At 71.4% G+C, this 18,720-nt stretch carries 18 protein-coding genes and 1 pseudogene; 7 read left to right on the plus strand and 12 right to left on the minus strand.

Annotated features, from left to right (window positions below):
• Positions 1 to 74: 74 nt before the first annotated feature.
• The 7 genes from htpX to JOD64_RS11095 form a co-directional block, all read right to left on the minus strand.
• Positions 75 to 950, minus strand: a complete 876-nt coding sequence (htpX, locus tag JOD64_RS11065; protein ID WP_204942145.1) for a zinc metalloprotease HtpX — start codon at positions 948 to 950, stop codon at positions 75 to 77.
• 116 nt (positions 951 to 1,066) lie between these two features.
• Positions 1,067 to 2,566 carry an NADH-quinone oxidoreductase subunit N gene (locus JOD64_RS11070; protein ID WP_204942146.1) on the minus strand — a complete coding sequence of 500 codons (1,500 nt, stop codon included), beginning with the start codon at positions 2,564 to 2,566 and terminating at the stop codon, positions 1,067 to 1,069.
• Complete coding sequence (locus JOD64_RS11075; RefSeq protein WP_204942147.1) at positions 2,563 to 4,071, minus strand: complex I subunit 4 family protein; 1,509 nt, start codon at positions 4,069 to 4,071, stop codon at positions 2,563 to 2,565. The genes JOD64_RS11070 and JOD64_RS11075 overlap by 4 nt, the downstream gene beginning before the upstream one ends.
• A 114-nt stretch (positions 4,072 to 4,185) precedes the next feature.
• Positions 4,186 to 6,123 carry an NADH-quinone oxidoreductase subunit 5 family protein gene (locus tag JOD64_RS11080; protein ID WP_204942148.1) on the minus strand — a complete coding sequence of 646 codons (1,938 nt, stop codon included), beginning with the start codon at positions 6,121 to 6,123 and terminating at the stop codon, positions 4,186 to 4,188.
• Positions 6,120 to 6,482, minus strand: coding sequence for an NADH-quinone oxidoreductase subunit NuoK (nuoK, locus tag JOD64_RS11085; protein WP_204942149.1), 363 nt, complete (start codon positions 6,480 to 6,482; stop codon positions 6,120 to 6,122). Before nuoK ends, JOD64_RS11080 begins: the two co-directional genes overlap by 4 nt.
• On the minus strand, positions 6,479 to 7,042 hold the full coding sequence (locus JOD64_RS11090; protein WP_204942150.1) for an NADH-quinone oxidoreductase subunit J family protein: 564 nt from the start codon (positions 7,040 to 7,042) through the stop codon (positions 6,479 to 6,481). Before JOD64_RS11090 ends, nuoK begins: the two co-directional genes overlap by 4 nt.
• 43 nt (positions 7,043 to 7,085) lie before the next feature.
• Positions 7,086 to 7,709 (minus strand): NuoI/complex I 23 kDa subunit family protein, encoded by a 624-nt coding sequence (locus tag JOD64_RS11095; protein ID WP_204942151.1) that lies wholly within the window; start codon positions 7,707 to 7,709, stop codon positions 7,086 to 7,088.
• Positions 7,710 to 7,745: 36 nt separating this feature from the next.
• Here JOD64_RS11095 and JOD64_RS11100 point away from each other — a divergent pair, with 36 nt between their 5' ends.
• The gene (locus tag JOD64_RS11100; protein WP_307813327.1) at positions 7,746 to 8,273 is read left to right on the plus strand and encodes a Uma2 family endonuclease; all 528 of its coding nucleotides are present in this window, start codon (positions 7,746 to 7,748) and stop codon (positions 8,271 to 8,273) included.
• Here the strand turns inward: JOD64_RS11100 and JOD64_RS11105 are convergent.
• Positions 8,254 to 8,682: an ester cyclase gene (locus JOD64_RS11105; protein WP_204942153.1), complete on the minus strand. Its 429-nt coding sequence runs from the start codon at positions 8,680 to 8,682 to the stop codon at positions 8,254 to 8,256. The genes JOD64_RS11100 and JOD64_RS11105 overlap by 20 nt on opposite strands.
• Positions 8,683 to 8,772: 90 nt before the next feature.
• Here JOD64_RS11105 and JOD64_RS11110 point away from each other — a divergent pair, with 90 nt between their 5' ends.
• Positions 8,773 to 9,792, plus strand: a complete 1,020-nt coding sequence (locus JOD64_RS11110) for a glutathione S-transferase family protein (RefSeq protein WP_204942154.1) — start codon at positions 8,773 to 8,775, stop codon at positions 9,790 to 9,792.
• Positions 9,793 to 9,836: 44 nt separating this feature from the next.
• Here the strand turns inward: JOD64_RS11110 and JOD64_RS11115 are convergent, their stop codons facing one another.
• The gene (locus tag JOD64_RS11115) at positions 9,837 to 10,799 is read right to left on the minus strand and encodes a complex I subunit 1/NuoH family protein (protein WP_184178804.1); all 963 of its coding nucleotides are present in this window, start codon (positions 10,797 to 10,799) and stop codon (positions 9,837 to 9,839) included.
• A 254-nt stretch (positions 10,800 to 11,053) separates the two neighbouring features.
• Positions 11,054 to 11,650, minus strand: a pseudogene (locus JOD64_RS11120) (NADH-quinone oxidoreductase subunit C); the annotation flags it as partial.
• 118 nt (positions 11,651 to 11,768) lie between these two features.
• On the opposite strand from JOD64_RS11120, the gene JOD64_RS11125 reads away from it, so the two are divergent.
• Complete coding sequence (locus tag JOD64_RS11125; RefSeq protein ID WP_204942156.1) at positions 11,769 to 12,815, plus strand: glucose 1-dehydrogenase; 1,047 nt, start codon at positions 11,769 to 11,771, stop codon at positions 12,813 to 12,815.
• Between the two features lie 16 nt (positions 12,816 to 12,831).
• On the opposite strand, the gene JOD64_RS11130 is transcribed toward JOD64_RS11125, so the two are convergent.
• Positions 12,832 to 14,148 (minus strand): DUF2252 domain-containing protein, encoded by a 1,317-nt coding sequence (locus JOD64_RS11130; protein ID WP_204942157.1) that lies wholly within the window; start codon positions 14,146 to 14,148, stop codon positions 12,832 to 12,834.
• A gap of 35 nt (positions 14,149 to 14,183) precedes the next feature.
• The gene (locus JOD64_RS11135) at positions 14,184 to 14,765 is read right to left on the minus strand and encodes an NADH-quinone oxidoreductase subunit B (RefSeq protein ID WP_204942158.1); all 582 of its coding nucleotides are present in this window, start codon (positions 14,763 to 14,765) and stop codon (positions 14,184 to 14,186) included.
• Positions 14,766 to 14,961: 196 nt separating this feature from the next.
• On the opposite strand from JOD64_RS11135, the gene JOD64_RS11140 reads away from it, so the two are divergent.
• The 4 genes from JOD64_RS11140 to JOD64_RS11155 all read left to right on the plus strand — a co-directional run bounded on the left by JOD64_RS11140 (position 14,962) and on the right by JOD64_RS11155 (position 18,695).
• Positions 14,962 to 15,522, plus strand: coding sequence for an RNA polymerase sigma factor (locus tag JOD64_RS11140; RefSeq protein WP_204942159.1), 561 nt, complete (start codon positions 14,962 to 14,964; stop codon positions 15,520 to 15,522).
• The gene (locus tag JOD64_RS11145) at positions 15,515 to 16,726 is read left to right on the plus strand and encodes a hypothetical protein (RefSeq protein ID WP_204942160.1); all 1,212 of its coding nucleotides are present in this window, start codon (positions 15,515 to 15,517) and stop codon (positions 16,724 to 16,726) included. The genes JOD64_RS11140 and JOD64_RS11145 overlap by 8 nt, the downstream gene beginning before the upstream one ends.
• A 204-nt stretch (positions 16,727 to 16,930) precedes the next feature.
• A complete protein-coding gene (locus JOD64_RS11150; RefSeq protein ID WP_307813329.1) occupies positions 16,931 to 17,494 on the plus strand; it encodes a SigE family RNA polymerase sigma factor in 564 nt (187 codons plus the stop codon).
• Positions 17,487 to 18,695 carry a hypothetical protein gene (locus JOD64_RS11155; protein ID WP_204942161.1) on the plus strand — a complete coding sequence of 403 codons (1,209 nt, stop codon included), beginning with the start codon at positions 17,487 to 17,489 and terminating at the stop codon, positions 18,693 to 18,695. The genes JOD64_RS11150 and JOD64_RS11155 overlap by 8 nt, the downstream gene beginning before the upstream one ends.
• Positions 18,696 to 18,720: the final 25 nt, after the last annotated feature.

The following is an 18,720-nucleotide window of genomic DNA, read 5'->3' on the forward strand; positions in this document are numbered from 1 at the left end:
GATATCTGCCCCGGCACAGCACTTCGCCCGTACCCGGTGTGACCGGGTACGGGCGGAGGCGTGGATTCAGCGGGTCAGCGCTGGAACTGCACCGGCCCCGAGTTGGCGGCCATCTGCTCCAGCCGGGCGACGCGGTCCTCCATCTTCGGGTGAGTGGAGAAGAGCGCGGCCATGCCACCGCCCCGGAACGGGTTGGCGATCATGAGGTGCGCGGTGCTGGTGAGCTGGCCCTGGGCCGGCAACGGCCGACGTCGAGCCACCGCGTCGATCTTGCGAAGTGCGCTGGCCAGGGCCAGTGGGTCACGGCTCAGCTCGGCACCCGAGGCATCCGCCTGGAACTCGCGGCTCCGGCTGATCGCCAACTGGATCACGGTGGCCGCGATCGGGCCGAGGATCAGGGTCAGCAGCAGCACGGCCGGGTTGGGCCTGTCCTCGTCGTCCCCACCGCCCAGCGGGATGAAGAAGGCGAGGTTCGCCAGCAGGGTGATGATGCTGGCCAGACCAGCCGCCACGCTGGAGATCAGGATGTCCCGGTTGTAGACGTGTGACAGCTCGTGCCCGATCACACCGCGCAGCTCGCGGTAGTCGAGGACCTCGGTGATGCCCTGGGTCACGCAGACCGCCGCGTGCTGCGGGTTACGACCCGTGGCGAACGCGTTGGGCTGCGCGGTCGGGCTGACGTAGAGCCGTGGCATGGGTTGGCGGGCGTCGGTCGCCAACTCGCGCACCATCCGGTACAACTCGGGGAACTGTGCCTCGGTGACCGGTTGCGCCCCCATCGAGCGCAGTGCGAGCTTGTCGGAGTAGAAGTACGAAACGCCGTTCATGACCAACGAGATGAGGACGGCAATGACCAGGCCGCCACTGCCGCCGAACCCGTAGCCCACCGCGAGAATCAGTGCGGAGAGCAGGCCGAGCAGCGCGGCGGTCTTCAGACGGTTGTGGTGCACGATCTCTCCTTCGGTGCACGGATCGCCGGGATCCGCTGACCGGTGCAACAACCCGGTACCCACCAACCATCCGTCTCAACGCTGAGAGTTCACTGAGACTGCAGTTGCAGGTCAGGTCAGCGGCCGGCCAGGTCGAGCACCAACTGCGGAGCGAAGCCGAGCACCACCGCAGCCACCGTCGCCACCGCCAGCACCACCGCCACCACACCCACCACGGGTACGGCCGCCGTGCCCCCACCTGACGCGGAGGCCAGACCGGGCGTCGTCGGCGTCGGCGCCCAGAGCGCGGCGGTCACCCGCAGGTAGTAGGCCAGCCCGATCACGGCGTTCAGCGCAACCACCAGCGCCAGCCAGGCCGCCCCGCCGTCCAGCAACGCCCGCACCACTGTCACCTTCGCGAACAGGCCGGCCAACCCCGGTGGCAGGCCCGCCAGACCCACCAGCGCGAGACCGAGCGCCGCGGCCCGCCACGGATGCCGACGGGCCGCCCCGCGCAGGTCGTCCAACGTGCCGCCATCGGCACCCGCCGGGCGCAGCGCGGTCACCCCGGCGAACGCGGCCAACTCCAACACCACGAAGAAGACGGCGTACGCCACCGCGGCGGCGTACGCGGCTGCCCGTGCGTCGTCCGTGCGCCCGGCAGCCAACGCCAGAGCGCCCAGCGGGGCGAGGATGTAGCCGGCCTGCGCGACGGACGACCAGGCGAGCAGGCGGACGGTACGCCGCTGACGCAGGGCGACGAGGTTGCCGACGGTCATGGTGAGCACCGCGAGCAGGGCGAGCACCGGGCCGGTCTGATCCGCCGGCAGCGCCCTCTGCACCACGGCGAGCAGAGCGACCAGGCCGCCCAGCTTCGACGCCGTGGACAGGTACGCGGCCACCGGCAGCGGCGCGCCGTCATAGGTGGCCGGCGCCCAGGCGTGGAACGGCACCGCCGCCACCTTGAAGGCCAGCCCGACCAGCAGCACCGCCACCGCGGCGGTGGTCAACGGCAGGTCCCGCAGCTCGGGCCGCTCGGCGAGCAACGCGCTGAGCCGGTCCAGGTGCAGCCCACCGGTCACCGCGTACAGCAACGCGGCACCGAGCAGGGTCAACGTGGTCGCCACCACGCTGACCACGAAGAACGTCAGTGCCGCCTCCGCACTGGCGAGGCTGCCCCGGCGCAGCCCGACCAGCACGTACAGCGGCAGCGTCAGCGTCTCCAAGGCGACGATCAGGGTGATCAGGTCGCCGGCCGCGCCGAGCACCACACCACCGGTCATCGAGCAGGCCAGCAGGAAGGCGTACTCCCCCACCGGCGACCGCCCGGCGAGCAGCGCCGGCACGGAGAGCCCGAGCACGCCCAGGGTGAGCAGCGCCACCACCGCGGCAACCAGCGCGGCCCGACCGCCGAAGATCCAGGAACAGTCGGCGCCGACGCAGAACGTCCGCCGCTCCCCGCCCAGGCCGACCAGGACGGCACCGACGGCGGTGCCGAGCGCGCCGAGCGCCGCCACCACGATCGTGGCCCGTGGCCGGGCCAGGAACAGGTCGGTGAGGAGCACGAGCACGGCGGTGCCGGCGGCCAGGTACGCCGGCAACAGCGCGACGTTGTCCACGCTCTGCACGCCAGTCACGGGAAGACCACCCCAATCAGGGCGTCGACGGGAGCCTCGGCGACACCGAGGACCAGCGCCGGGGCCAACCCGATGGCCAACGCGAGCAGCACCAGCGGCACCCACGCGGTCAACTCCGCGCCGGCCAGGCCCGGGCCGACCTGCCCGACGGCGGGGCTGGGCCGGTTGTGGGTGACCTGGCGCAGCAACCGCAGGAAGTACGCCGCGGTGAGCGCTCCGCCGACCGCGGCCAGCACCCCGAGGGTGATCCAGAGTGGGCCGCCCACCTGAACCGCCGCGATCACCGCGAACGCCTCACCCCAGAAACCAGCCAGGCCGGGCAGGCCGAGCGACGCGATCGCCGCGAACGCGAGCAGACCAGCCAACCGAGGCGCGGTCTCCCGCAGCCCGGACAGCTCGGCGAGCGTGCCCGTGCCGGTACGGTCCTTCACCGCCCCGGCGAGGAAGAACAGCAGGCCGGTGATCACCCCGTGCGCGATGTTGCCGATCAACGCCGCCTGGATGCCGACGGTGGTCAACGTGGCGACACCCAGCAGCACGAAGCCCATGTGCCCCACGCTCGAATAGGCGATGAGCCGCTTCACGTCAGACTGGGCCAGGCAGACCAGCGAACCGATCAGGATCGCGGCGACGGCCAGCACGCCGAGCACCGGCGACGCCCAGCGGGCACCCTCCGGCGCCACCCCCACCGCCACCCGGATCAGACCGTAGGTGCCCATCTTCAGCAGCACCCCGGCCAGCACGACACTGCCCACCGTGGGGGCCTGGGTGTGCGCGTCGGGCAGCCAGGAGTGCAGCGGCCACAGCGGGCTCTTCACCGCGAACGCCAACGCCAACAGGGTGAACGCGGCCAACTGGGTGCCCCGGGACATCCCCGCACCGCCGGTCAACGCCACCACGTCGGCGGTGCCGGCGGCCGCCACCACGACGTACACGCCGACCAGCAGCAACACCGAGCCGAACAGGGTGTAGAGCGCGAACTTGCGGGCAGCCCGACGCCGGTCCGCGCCACCCCAGCCGGCGATGATCGCGTACATCGGCAGCAGGACTACCTCGAAAAAGAGGAAGAACAACACCAGATCCAGGGCGAGGAAGGTGCCCAGGATGCCCACCTCGACCACCAGCAGCAGCGCGACCAACGCCCGGCCACTGCCGCCGCCCGGAACCCGCCACACCGTGTACGCGCAGCAGAGCAGGGTGAGCAGCGCGGTCAACACCACAAGCGGCCAGGAGATGCCATCGACGCCGAGATCGAAACGCAACTCCAGGCCGGGCACCCAGGGCAGGTCCAGTTCGTGCCACGGGCGCACCGCTGGCGCGTCCGCCGACCAGGCGAACCAACCCCGGCCCCCGAACACCAGCGGCACCGCGGCCAACAGGGTCAACGCCGCCGCTACCGTGCCGACCAGCCGGGCCGCCCGGTCCCGTGGCGTCGCCGCCACCGCGACCGCGCCGAGCGCCGGGAGCGCCAGCACGGCCACCAGCAACACCTGCCCAAAACTCACTGGACCGCCTCTGTTCGCGACTGCGGGGCTCGCAACCCCGGCTCACTCCTCGCGCTCACCGGACCGCCTCTGTTCGCGACTGCGGGGCTCGCAACCCCGGCTCACTCCTCGCGCTCACGGGATCACTCCGATCAGGGCGGCTGCCAAGCCGATCAGCAGCGCGCCGGCCAGCACACCTGCGGCGGCCCGGGGCAGCGCCGCTCGGTGCAGCGCGGCCAGCCCCGCACCCAGACCGGACGCGACCCGCCCGCTGCCCTCGACCGCGCCGTCCACCACCACCTCGTCGCCGGAGCGCGCGGCGCGGGCCAGCGCGCGGGCGGGACGTACGACAAGGGTGTGCTGGACGTCGTCGAGCCGGAACGCGCGGGCGAAGACCGGCCGCAGCGGACCCAGCGCGGCCGCCGGATCGGCGGCCCGGTTCCGACGCCAGCCCAGCGTTACCAGCCCCGCGCCGACCAGCAGCAACGCCAACGGCAGCAGCACCCCGGACCCGAGGTGGACCAAGCCGTCCTCGGAGCCCGCCACCGGGACGGTCGGGAACCGCAGGCGATCGGCGAACGCCCCGACGAACCCGGCCAGACCGAGCAGCGCGGCCGGCACCGCCAGCAGCAGCACCGGCCAGCGCAGCAGCGCCGGCGGATCGTGGGGCCGGACCAGCGGCAGGCGTGGCGCACCGAAGAAGGCGCGCAGCAGCAGTCGACCCGCATACCAGGCGGTGATCGCCACCCCGACCAGCCCGGCCAGCCACACCAGCCAGCCCACCCAGGACGGCGCCGGGCCGGTGCCCTCCAGCGCGGCCGACTCCGCCACCGTGAGTACGCCGTCCTTGCTCCAGAAGCCGGCCAACGGCGGCACCCCAGCCAGCGCGCCCAGGCCCACGACGGTGCACCAGAACGTCACCGGCATGCTCCGCCGCAGCCCCCCCATCTCCGACATCAGCGTGGTGCCGACCGCGTGGATCACCGCGCCGGCGGCGAGGAACAGCAACGCCTTGAATGCGGCGTGGGTGAGCAGGTGGAACAGCGCCGCCGACGGTGAGCCCACCGCCAGCGCGCCCGTCATGTAGCCCAACTGGGACACGGTCGACCAGGCCAGCACCCGCTTGATGTCGTCCTGTGCGGTGGCGGCGAGCGCACCGAGCAGCAGGGTGATCGCGCCGACCACCCCCAGCACGGTCAGCGTGACCGGCGCGGCCGTGAACAGCGGGTAGAGCCGGGCCACGGCGTACACGCCGGCGGCGACCATCGTCGCCGCGTGGATCAGCGCGGAGATCGGCGTCGGGCCGGCCATCGCGTCCGGCAGCCAGGTGTGCAGCGGGAACTGCGCGCTCTTACCGGCCACCCCGGCGAGCAACAGCAGGCCGGCGGCGGTCAACGTCGCACCGGAGTGGTCATGGGCGAGCACGTCGGCGATCCGGAAGCTGCCCGTCGACACGCCGAGCAACGCGATGCCGAGCAGGAACCCGACGTCACCGACCCGGGTCACCAGGAACGCCTTCATCGCGGCGGCCGGAGCGCCGGGGAGTCGGCGGTCGTGGGCGATGAGCAGGTACGAGCAGAGGCCCATCACCTCCCAGCCGACCAACAGCATGATCAGGTCGCCGGCGACCACCACCAGCAGCATGGCACCCGTGAAGAGGCTGATCTGCGCGGCGTACGGCGGGTAGCGGTGGTCGACGTCCACGTCGTCGTGCGGACCGCGCCGCAGGTAGCCGATCGAGTAGACCTGCACGGCCAGGGCGACCGCGGTGACCGCCACCGCGACCAGCGCCGCGGCACCGTCCAGCCGTACGCCGAGCGTCACCATCAGCCCGCCGACGTCGACCCAGGTGGTCGACGTCTCCGTCGGCCCGTCGACCGTCAGCAGGAGCGCCACGGCCAGCGCCAGCGCGCCAGCCGCGCCGGTGACGCCGAGCGCGATGGCCAACCGTCGGGCCCGGTCGCCACCTGCGGCACCCGCGCCCAGATGACGCGGGGCCGGCGGCAACAGCAGACCGACCAGGCCGGCGACCAGCGGAACGGCGGGCAGCAGCGCCCCGAGCAGCCCGGTCACCGGCCCGCCTCCGTGTCCAGGACGGCCGGCTCGCGCCCGCCTGCCGGCTGCGCCGGCTCGGTCAGTGGCACGTCATCCACCGCCACGCTGGCCCGCAGCCGGTAGAGCTGCAGGACGATCGCCAGCCCCACCCCGATCTCGGCCGCGGCGAGGACGATGACGAACAGCGCGAAGACCTGCCCGGAATGCGGCAACACGGCGCGGGCGGTGGTGTCCGCGGTGACCAGGATCAGGTTGACCGCGTTGAGCATCAGCTCGACTGACATCAGCACCAGCACCGCGTTGCGGCGGCGCAGCACGCCGTACACGCCGAGGCCGAACAGCAGCGCGGCGGTGACGTACGGGATGACCGGCCTCACCGGCGCCCCCCGGTCTTGACGTCCACCCCGGGCCGCTCGGCGGCGGGACCCGCGCCGGGGCCGGGCCGGCCGATGTCCGGCCGGGACAGCACCACCGCTCCCACCAGGGCGGACAGCAGCAGCACGGAGAGCACCTCGAACGGCAGCACCCAGGACTGGAAGATCTGCTCCCCCAGCCGCTCGGCGGTGCCCGCCCGGGGCAGTGCGACAGTGCTCCAGCGGTACGCGTCGACAAGCAGGACGGTCAGGCCCAGCCCAGCGCCGCCGCCGATCAGGGCGGCCGGCCAGCCAGGCCGGTCCAGATCGTCGGAAGCACCGATCGGGGCCCGGGTCAGCATCACCGCGAACAGCAGCAGCACCACCACCGCGCCCACATAGATCAGCACCTGCACCCAGGCCACCAACTCGGCGCTGAGCACCAGGAAGTCACCGGCCAGCGCGCCCAGGCACACCACCAGGTAGAGCCCCGCCCGGACCAGGTGTTTCGTCGTCACCACCAGCACACCGGCACCGACCGCCACCGCGCCGAGGGCGAGCAGCAGCACGTCCGCGCCGGTCACCGGGCCGCCCCCACGGCTGGGGCGTGCACCCGTCGGGCCGGCCTCACGACGCCGGACCTGGGTCGGCGCCGGGCTCGGAGCGTACCGATGGAGGCGCCGGACGCGCGGCGGACGCCTTGCGCGCGGCGGCGGTCTCCTCCTTGGCCGGCTCGCCGTTGGGGTCGTGCGCGGTCGGCGGCGGAACGGTGGCCATCCACTGGCCCAGGTGGTCCTTGTCGTGCAGCAGGTCCTTGATGTCGTACTCGGCGTACTCGAACTCCGGCGACCAGTAGAGCGCGTCGAACGGGCAGACCTCGATGCAGATGCCGCAGTACATGCAGAGCGAGAAGTCAATGTCGAACTTGTCGAGCACGTTGCGCTGGCGGGGGCGGGCGGCGCCGGGCACCGCCACCTCCTCCTTGTGCGAGTCGATGTAGATGCACCAGTCCGGACATTCACGGGCGCAGAGCATGCAGACCGTGCAGTTCTCCTCCGACAACGCGATCACCCCACGGGAGCGGGGCGGCAGGTCAGGGGCCACGTCCGGGTACTGCTGGGTGGTCGACCGGCTGGTCATCGTCTTGAGGGTGACCGCCAGCCCCTTCACCAGACCCGCGCCGGGCAGGCTGCGCGCGCTGGTGGCGCCGGCCGGGTCGCCGTGCTCGCTGGGGTCGCTCATGTCGACCATCCTGCCCTGTGGCCCCGGCGCGCGCGACCACCACCCGTGGGTCGACGACGCTACCGTGGTCGTGGGGAGAGCCCTCGCCCCGAGATCCTGGACGGAAACCTGCTCATGTCGCTCTCCCCCACGCGACTCCACCAGTCCATCGCGCTCATGCTGGGCTCGGCCCTGCTGGAGAGCTGCCCGCACGACCTCGACGTCACGCAGGGCGTCGAGGTACGCATCTCGCGGAAGCGTTCGTTCATCCCCGACCTGCTGGTCACCTACCTCGACGCGGCGCAGCGGAATCCGTCGCACTACCTACCGGACCAGGTTCTCCTGGTGGTGGAGATCGTCTCGGCGGGGTCCCGCAGCATCGACCGGGTACTTAAACCGGCCCTCTACGCCGAGGCGGACATCCCCTACTTCTGGCGGATCGAGACCGAGGTTGGCATCGTCGTACACACTCACAAACTCGACGCGATGAAACAGGTCTACGTCGAGCAGGCCCGGATGACCGACGGCATCCTCGTGCCGGAGCCGTGGGAGATGGACATCCCGCCGGAGCGGTTCACCCCCCGGGCCCGCTGACAGCGGTCGGTGGGAGCATCTCGACGCCGAGTTGCTGAAGAAGCTGGAACAGCTCATTGCAGCTCCACACCTCGACGATCCGGCCCGCCGCGCCGAAGCGCAGGAACGTCGCGCCGGAATAGCTCACCACCTGCCCGGTTGGCGGCACCGGCCCGAACTGCCCGGCGTGCGTGCCGGCAGCCCGCCAATGCACGGCAACCCGCTCGCCGGCCGCGACCACGTCCACGATCTTGTAGCGGAGGTCCGGGAAGGCCGCCCGGCGCTCCCGGTGCCAGGCCAGCGTCGCCTCGGGCCCGGTGCCGCCCAGCCCCGGGCACTCCTCGGCGATCAACTCGTATGCCGACTCCTCCCGGCGGGCGTTCCACACGTCCGCGATGAAACGCCGGGCCGTGGCCTCCACATCCGTCATGCCGGCAGAGTATCCGGACCGGCTGGGCGTCCGGTGAGCCGTAGATCCGCAAGGATGGGGTAGAGACAGTGACCGGACCGGGAGGGTGACGTGGGCGAGCAAACAGGCGGGAAGTACGTCGAGCCGGGTGGCGAGTTCACCCGCGACCAGCGGTACATCGCCACTCGGATCACCGAGGACGGGCGCGACGGGTACCCGGTGGAGCCGGGTCGGTACCGGCTGGCGGTCAGTCGGGCCTGCCCGTGGGCCAACCGCCTGATCATCGTGCGTCGGCTGCTCGGTCTGGAGGACGCCATCTCCATGGCGGTGGCCGGCCCGACCCACGACGCCCGGAGCTGGACCTTCGATCTCGACCCGGGCGGGCGGGACCCGGTGCTCGGCATCGAGCGCATCCAGGAGGCGTACTTCAAGCGCTTCCCCGGCTACGAGCGCGGCATCACCGTCCCGGCGATCGTCGACGTGCCGACCGGGCAGGTGGTCACCAACGACTACGCGCAGATGAGCCTCGACCTGTCCACGCAGTGGGGCGCGTACCACCGCGACGGTGCCCCGCAGCTCTACCCCGAGCACCTGCGGGCCCAGATCGACGAGGTCAACGACGTGGTCTTCCGGGACGTCAACAACGGCGTCTACCGCTGCGGGTTCGCCGGCAGCCAGGAGGCGTACGACAAGTCGTACCACCGGCTCTTCGACCGGTTGGACTGGTTGACCGAGCGGCTGACCGACCAGCGTTACCTGGTCGGCGACACCATCACCGAGGCGGATGTCCGGCTGTTCACCACGCTGGTCCGCTTCGACCCGGTCTACCACGGCCACTTCAAGTGCAACCGGCAGAAGTTGAGCGAGATGCCGGTGCTGTGGGCGTACGCCCGGGACCTGTTCCAGACCCCCGGTTTCGGCGACACCATCGACTTCGACCACATCAAGCGGCACTACTACGAGGTGCACCGCGACATCAACCCGACCGGGATCGTGCCGCTCGGCCCGGACCTGTCCAATTGGCTCACCCCGCACGGTCGGGAGACCCTCGGTGGCCGTCCCTTCGGCGACGGCACACCGCCCCCGCCGCCGGCCGAGCCCGTCGACCCCGCACACACCCCGCTGCGCTGATCGGCTGTCGAGTTCGCGCCGCGACCTTGTGGTCGCGGCGCGAACTACAGGGCTATGCGGACGGCGGCCGTCAGGACCAGTTGGGCGAGGGACGCTGGCACCAGCACCAGCCAGCAGAGCCGCTGGAGTTGGTCCTCGCGCAGCCGGGGGTAGGACACCCGCAACCAGATGATCACGAAGGACACCGCGAAGATCTTGAGCAGCGTCCAGAGCCAGCCCAGCTGATCGTCGGCGAACGGGCCCTGCCACCCACCGAGGAACAGCACCGTGGTCAGTGCGGCGATCACCACGATGCCGACGTACTCGGCGAGCAGGAAGAACGCGAAGCGCAGACCCGTGTATTCAGTCATGTAGCCGAAGACCAGCTCCGAGTCGGCCACCGGCATGTCGAACGGCGGCCGACGGATCTCGGCCAGCCCGGCGACGAAGAAGATGATCATCGCGGGTGCCTGCCAGAGCAGCCACCACGGCTGCCACGCCTCGACGATTCCGGAGAGGCTGAGGGTGCCCGCCGCCATCGCCACCGAGGCGGCGGCCAGCACCAACGGCAGCTCGTAACCGAGCAACTGGGCGGCCCCACGCAGCCCACCGAGCAGGCTGTACTTGTTGGCCGACGCCCACGCCGACATGAGCACCGCCACGACCCCGACACCGACCACGGCCAGCACGAAGAACAAGCCGATGTCCAATGGTTGACCGACCAGGTCGTTCGGGCCGAGCGGAATGACCAGCAGCACCAGCAGGTAGGGCACCAGGGCCACCGCCGGGGCCAACCGGAACACCGCCCGATCCGCCTCGCGCGGGGTCACGTCCTCCTTCTGCACGAACTTGACCCCGTCCGCGACCAACTGGGCCCAGCCGTGGAAGCCGCCCGCGTACATCGGACCGAGCCGGCCCTGCATGTGCGCCATCACCTTGTGCTCGGCCTGGCCGACCAGCAACGGCAGGGTGAGAAACGCGACCAACACCCCACCCACCCGCAGCACCAGCTCCACCCAGAGCGGCATCAGGTCGTACCCCCGTCGTCGTCGGTGCGGCCGTCGCGGGCCGGCGGGTCCGCGACCGGACCGGGCGCCGGCTGGTCCGCCGCGGGCTGGTCGGGCGACGTGGCCGGGGGTGCGGACCTCTCGACCGCGCCCGCCGGGCCGTCGTCGGCCACCGCAGGCCGGGGAGTACGCGCCGGACGGGCCCCCGGGGCGGGCCGCGCCGGACGGTCACCGGCCGGCCTGGCCGGGGTGCCGCCACGCGGACCCTCCCCCACACCACCGGCACCGGCCGGGGTGGGCGTGGTCCCCCACTCCCCCGGAGCGGGAACACCCGGCGGGCGGATCGGTCGACGCCCGCCACCGGCCTCGGACTCGCCCGGCTCCTTCGCGCCCGGCCAGGGCTTGGCCACCCGGGAGGCGAGCACGAACTCCTTACGCAGCGGGTGCCCCTCGAACTCCGGCGGCAGCAACAACGGCAGCAGCTCCCCGTGGCCGGCGAAGTCGATGCCGAACATCTCGTGTGTCTCCCGCTCGTGCCAGGCGGCACCCGGGTAGACCTCGACCACCGAGGCGACCGTGGGCGCGCCGCGCGGCAGCCGGGTACGCAGCAGCACACCGTGTCGCAGCCGCGTCGACCAGAGGTGCGCCACCACGTCGAAGCCCTCGGTCAGCTCGTCGACCGCGGAGAGCCAGTCGAAGAAATCGCAGGCCAGCGCGTCGTCGTCGCGGGCGGCACGAACGGCGGCCAGCCAGCTCTCCGACGGCACATCGACGGTGGCCCGAGCGAACCGTTGCCCGCCGGAGACCGACGGGGTCGCCTCAACCGGCGCGAGCAGCGCAACCAGCCGAGCGCCGAGGGCTTCGGGAGTCATGCCGCTGATCCTAGGACGTCGCGCCGATACGAGCCCGGCCCGCGCCCGTCCGCCGCCGATGCCCGACGATCTGCCGGCTTTGCGCGCGGCGTCGCCGTCGGCGGGGAAGGATGAGGGAGTGCGCGCTGTGACTGTGACACCCGGGGTCGCCAATACGCTGCGTCTCATCGAGGATCAACCCGAGCCGGCTGCCGAGGAGGGCTCGATCCTGGTCGAGGCTCTGGCGGTGGGGATCTGCGGCACCGACCACGAAATCGTCAGCGGCGAGTACGGCGAGGCGCCGCCGGGCGCGGACCGTCTGGTCATCGGGCACGAGTCGTTGGGCCGGGTCCTGGAGGACCCGACCGGCACCCTGCAACCCGGCGACCTGGTGGCCGGGGTGGTCCGGCATCCGGACCCGGTGCCCTGCTCCAACTGTGCGGTCGGCGAATGGGACATGTGCCGCAACGGGCAGTTCACCGAGCACGGCATCAAGGGCCTGGCCGGCTTCGCCCGGGACCGCTGGCGGCTCCAACCGCGCTTCGCGGTCAAGCTCGACCCGACGCTGTCGCGGGTCGGCGTGCTGGTCGAACCGACAAGCGTCGTCGCCAAGGCGTGGGACCACATCGAGCGGATCGGGCACCGAGCCGAGTGGCAGCCCCAGACGGTCCTGGTGACCGGGGCCGGGCCGATCGGGCTGCTGGCCGCACTGCTCGCCACCCAGCGCGGGCTCGCCGTGCACGTGTTGGACCGGGCGACCGAGGGCCCGAAGCCGGAGCTGGTCGCCGCGCTCGGTGCCACCTACCACACGGTGCCGGTCAACGATCTGCCCTTCGAACCGGACGTGGTGGTCGAGTGCACCGGGGCACCCACGGTCGTCCTCGACGTCATGTGCAAGGCGGGACCAACCGGGATCGTCTGCCTGGCCGGGGTGTCCAGCGGCGGCCGGAGCATCGACTTCGACGCCGGGGCGCTCAACCGCGCGCTGGTCCTGGAGAACAACGTGGTGTTCGGCTCGGTCAACGCCAACCGCCGACACTGGGATCTCGCCGTGGAGGCACTCACCCGCGCCGACCAGGGCTGGCTCGGCTCGCTGCTCACCCGCCGGGTGCCGGTGGAGGCGTACGCCGATGCGTACACCGCCCGACCGGACGACATCAAGGTGGTGCTGGAGTTCGCGGCCTGAGCGACGCCCCGCCCGATCAGAGGCTCGGCAGACGGCCGTTGCGGAACAGGTCGACGAAGAGCTGGTGATCCTGCCGGGCGCGCACCCCGTACGCGTGCGCGAAGTCCACCAGGTGGGTGACGAAGCCCGACTCGTCGGCGTCCACCGCGGCGACGATCGCCTCCTCGGTCGAGTAGTCCACCAGGTCGTGGCTGGATTCGTCGTCGGCGACCGAATGCATCCGGGCCACCGCCCGACCCAGGTCGACGAGAACTCCGGTCAACTCCTCCGGCTCGTTCACGTCCGACCAGTCCAGGTCGGCCGCGTACGGGGAGACCTCCGCGACGAGTTGGCCGACCCCGTCCAACTCGGTGAAGCCCAGCCACGGGTCGGCGTGCGCCTGCAACGCCCGCTGCGACTCGGCGGTCCGGTGCCCCTGGTGCTGGAAGTAGCCGCGGACCGACTCGTCGGTGACGTACCGCGCCACGGCCGGCACCTGCGCCTGCTTCATGTAGATGACGACGTCGTTCTCCAGGGCCTGGGTGTGCCCCTCCAGCAGCAGGTTGTACGACGGCAGTCCGGCCGAGCCGATGCCCACCCCCTTGCGCAACACCACGTCCTTGATCCGCGCCTCGACCGGCCGGAGCTGCGTCGACGCCACGGGCAGGGTGCCCAGGTAGTTCTGGAACGCGGCGCGAACCCTGTCCCGCGTGGCGTCGTCGATCTCGAAGACCCCGTCGCCGATGGAGAAACGTCGCTCGTAGTTGTCGATGGTGGTCTGCGCGGCGAGCAAATCGACACGGGTGTTGAGTCGAGCCTGCTGGAGCACCCTGCGCAGCACCCCGTCGGCGTTCTCCAGGGTGATCGAGCCGATCGCGTCGTCACCGCCGGCGGCGATCGCCCGCAGCTCGGTCAGGTACGACCGGGCGAAGCCAGCCACCAGGTCCCCGATCGAGGTGTCGGAGAGCGCCTTGCTGTAGCCGAGCAGCGCCACGCTGGCCGCGAGCCGGCGCAGGTCCCAGGTGAACGGCCCGACGTACGCCTCGTCGAAGTCGTTGACGTTGAACACCAGTTGCCCGGAGGCGTTCATGTAGGTGCCGAAGTTCTCCGCGTGCAGGTCACCGTGGATCCACACCCGGCTGGTCTGCTCGTCGCTGAACCGGTCGTCGGCGAATTCGCCGAGCTGGTCGGCGTAGAACAGCGCGGCGCTGCCCCGGTAGAAGGCGAACGGGGACGCCGCCATCTTGCGGAACTTGCGGCGGAAGGCGGCCGGATCGGTCGCCATCGACGCGCCGAACTCCTCGGTGAGCACGTCGACGATGTGGGCGGACCGCTGGTCCGTGGAGCTGGTCATGATGCGCAGGCTAGCCCTGCCCAGCCACCTCGTCGTCAGTTGGCGGCGGGTGGGCGTACCGGCGGGGCGGTGAGTGAGTCCACGGAGCGGGGGGCAGCGGCTTCGCGGGGTGGGGCGTCCAGCGGCGCGGCCAACACATCACGTTGCGGCACACCGCCGATGCCGGACTGCTCGGCGGCGATCTTCTCCTGCAGGCGCAGGATGCCGTGCAGCAGCGCCTCCGGGCGGGGTGGGCAGCCGGGCACGTAGACGTCGACCGGGATGAGCTGGTCGACCCCCTTGGTCACCGAGTACGAATCCCAGTAGGGGCCGCCGCAGTTGGAGCAGGCGCCGAACGAGATGACGTACTTCGGCTCGGGCATCTGGTCGTAGAGCCGCTTGATCGCCGGCGCCATCTTGTCGGTCACCGTGCCGGAGACCACCATCAGGTCGGCCTGTCGGGGGCCGTGGGCGAACGGGATCACACCGAGCCGGATGAAGTCGTGCCGACCCATGCTGGTGGCGATGAACTCGATCGCGCAGCAGGCCAGGCCGAAGTTGAAGACCCAGAGCGAGTAGCGGCGGCCCCAGTTCAGCACGAACCGGATCGGCTCACCGAGCACTCCCGGCAGCTGCACGAGCGCCCCCTCTCCTCACCGACAGTGAATCACAGGCAGTGTCGACGTGGTCCGGCGGTGAGCGTCCTGAGCGCCCGGCCAGGTGTCCCGGACCCGACAAGAAATCGGCATCGATTGACGCGCAACCTAGTGGCGCACTCGTCTGTGTGACCAGTGCTGGCGAACACGCCGCCCGCAACCGCCACGGGGAGGACGAGTGCTTGTGACGAGAGAGGTGCGGGTGGGTGGACGCCCGCCGGACCCGCCGGGAACCGCAGCCTCGGCGCAGGCAGAGCTGCTCTTCGACGACTTCTACCACGCCCACTTCCGTGGACTGGTGGTGCAGCTGACCGCGTACACGGGTGACCGTGGGCAGGCACAGGACCTGGTCCAGGAGGCGTTCTGTCGGGCGTACGCCCGCTGGGACCGGCTCGCCCGCTACGAGGATCCCCTGGCCTGGGTACGCAAGGTCGCCTGGAACCTCGGCCACAACCGCTGGCGGCGGCTGCGGACCGCCCAGACGTGGCTGCTGCGGCAGCGGGAGACACACGTCGCGGAGCCCAGCCCGGACCGGGTCGCCGTTGACGCCGCGTTGGCGAAGTTGCCACCGAAGCAGCGGCGGGCGGTGGTGCTGCACTACCTCGCCGACCTGACGATCGCGGAGATCGCCGCCCAGGAACAGGTTGCCGAAGGGACGGTCAAGTCCTGGTTGCACCGGGGCCGGACCGCACTCGCCACACACTTGCGCGACACCAATGAGGAGGTGCGGGATGTCTGAGCAGGAGACCCTTGGCCTTGCCGAAGAGTTCGCCCGCTACCGCCGTACTGCGCTGGCAGAGGTCGAAGCGCCGGGACCCGCCGCCGTTCGACGGACGGTACGAGGTCGCAGCCGGCGCCGGCTGGGCGCCACCGCCACGACGGCGCTCGCGCTGTTGGGCGGCTCGGCCATCGGCTACGCGGCGATGACCGGCCCGGACCACCGGCCGGGCCCGGTCGATCCGACGCCGAGCGTGTCGGCGTCGCCGACGCCGACGCCGACGCCGAGCTTGACCCCCAGCCCTTCCGTGACCAGTGCCAGCCCGACCGCGCCCGTGCCGGACGGCCGGATCAGCCGGGCCCAGTTGTTGGGGGCGTCGGTGACCCTGCCGGCCTGGCGGGCCGGCCCGGGCTGCCCGACGTCACAGACGCGGATCAGCGGCGACGACCGCGAGGGCGTCAACTGGCTCATGGCGCTCGACCACGGCGACCTCGACGGGGACGGCGCGGTGGAGACCGTGGCGCTGGTGCAGTGCGTGCTCGGCAGCGGCGGGCCGATGCAGGTGGTCGCCTTCGACCGGGACGAGGGAGGGAAGGTGATCACGCTCGGCCGGGTGGTCGCGACCACCATCGACAAGCCGCAGTGGCTGTTCGCGCTGGATGTCGTGGGTGACGGCACGGTCCGGGTGCAGGTCGGTGACATCGCTCCCGGGGGCGGCTGGGCAGCCAAGTGGTCACAACGGCAGTGGCGGGGCTACCGCTGGAAGGGCGATGCCTTCGCCCAGGTCTCCGGACCGACGAGCTTCGGTCCGAACCCGAACTGGGGGATGGACGTCTCGGTCACCGCCGCCGACCTCGTGCTGACCACGGCGGACGACGGCTCCCGGACGGGTACGGCCACGGTGCGGATTCGTAACCGGGGCGCGGGGCCGGTCGCCCATGTGGGGCTGCGGTTGGGCGTGCCCGCGGTGGTGCGCGCGGACGTCGACGGGTGGGAAGACTGCGTGGGTGTCCCTGAGAGCACCGAACCGATCATCTGCCGCCTGCCTGGGCTGGCCGCCGGGGCGGAGATGCGGCTCGACCTGGCCTTCCGGGTGGCCGAAGGGATCACGCTGGGCACGGACAAGGCCGACGTGGATGCCCAGCCGATGGACAGCGAGGGCGACGAACTACCAGATTTCCACGACACCGACAACCTGGTGCAGATGCGAATGATCTACGGCTGAGGATCCGGCTGCCGCCGGCCGCGTCGTACGCCATTCCGGTGTACGGCGCGGCCGGTCTCCGTTCACCGGGTGAGGCGTTGCCGCAGCCCGACGACTCTCGGGCCGGCCTGTCGGATTCGCGGCCGAACGAGGCGCAACCACATCCCCTCTCCTGGAGTGTTACCGGTGCCCAGGGCACCGGCCCAACGGCAACGGGGAGGGGCAGTGACAGCGACGATGGGGGGCCGCGCCAACGAGCCACCGGTGGCGGTGAGGGCCGGCGGGTCGGACGCGGTGACGACGACCTTCGACGAGTTCTACCACGCCCATTTCCGAGGGGTGACCGCGCAACTGTGCGCGTACACCGGGGATCTGGGACAGGCGCAGGACCTGACTCAGGAAGCGTTCCTTCGGGCGCTGGCCCGTTGGGACCGCCTGGTCCGCTACGACGATCCGGTGGCCTGGGTCCGGCGGGTCGCGTGGAACCTGGCCCGCAGCCGGTGGCGTCGGCTCCGCACCGCCCGCAACCACCTGCTGCGGCAACGGCGGAGCGAGGCGGAGGTCGCCGGTCCGACGCCCGACCGCGTGGCCATCGACGCGGCGCTGGCGAAGCTGCCTCCCAACCATCGCCGGGCCGTCATCCTGCACTACCTGGCCGACCTGCCGGTGCACGAGATCGCCGCCCAGGAAGGGGTGGCTGAGGGCACCGTCAAGTCCTGGCTGCACCGTGGCCGAGCTGCCCTGGCCTGCCTGCTCGACGAGAACACCGAGGGGGTGTGCGATGTCTGACCTCGACCCGCTGCGCGAACGGTTCGCCGCGTACCGCAGTGACGTGACAGACCAGGTCGTCGGTCCCGGACCCGAACAGACCCGGCACACCCTGCGCCGACGGCGGCGGACGACGGCGGTGGCCCTCGCGGTCGCGGCGGTGGTCCTGGTGTTGGCCCCGGTCATGGCCAATGCCGCACTGCGGGACGATCGAAACCCCCCCTTGCCGGCGGAGTCCGTCGAACCGACCGCCCCGCCGACGCCCGGCCCGACGCCGACCGTCACCGGGTCGCCGAGCGCGTCGGCGACCCCCACGCAGACGCCGCCAGACTCGATCAGTCGGACCCAGCTACTCGCCGCCCGCCTCGATCTGCCGGCCTGGCCGCCGGTCGTGTCGAAGACCTGCACCACCTCGAACGTGCGGTTGAGGACCATGGCCAACGAGGGCTCGGTGCAGGTGCCGGTGCTCGCCGACGTGCCGGTAGCTCACGCTGACCTGGACGGTGACGGCGTCGACGAGACAGTCGCCGTCGTCGCCTGCCGGATAGGCGAGGCGTTGGCAAAGCAGGTCGTCGCCTTCGACCGGGGCAGCAGTGGGCAGATCGTGACGCTCGGCCGGGTCGTCCGGACCACCGACGATGTTGAGGACATCCTCGGGCTGAAGGTCACCGCCGCCAACTCGATCGAGGTGCGGGTGGCCGACCTCCAGCCATGCTGCACCACACCGGAGTACTGGAAGCAGGAGCAACTGCGCACGTACCGGTGGGAGGGAAGCCGGTTCACCCAGACCAATGGCCCGACGAAGTTCGGGAAGGACCCCCGGCTCACCGATCTGCGCTTGACCATGACGTACAAGCTGGGTGCGTTCGTCGACAACGACGCCCGGCAATATCTCACCACCGTCCTGACCGTTCGGAATGCCGGTCCCCGAGACGTGGAGCGGATCAGCTTCGAAGGGCTGGGCCTGGGCGACCCGACGGGCGGCGACTGGTCCAAGTGCGGCCCCCCACCGTCGACGGAGCCGAACGACGACGCTTGCCTGCTCCCCGGGATACCGGCCGGTGAGAGCCGTCGGTACACCTTCGAGGAGCTGATTCCCGGCGGGGCACGGCAGGAGTACATGGCTCCGCGCACCTTCAGGGTGGTGCACTGGGACCGACAGGACCGCAGATGGCGCGACCTGACACCCGCCGACAACGCGGTGAAGCTCGACCTCAGTTGAGCCTGCGGGTGCCCTGCCCGTGCGG

The sequence above is a fragment of the Micromonospora luteifusca genome, assembly GCF_016907275.1.
GTDB lineage: Bacteria > Actinomycetota > Actinomycetes > Mycobacteriales > Micromonosporaceae > Micromonospora > Micromonospora luteifusca.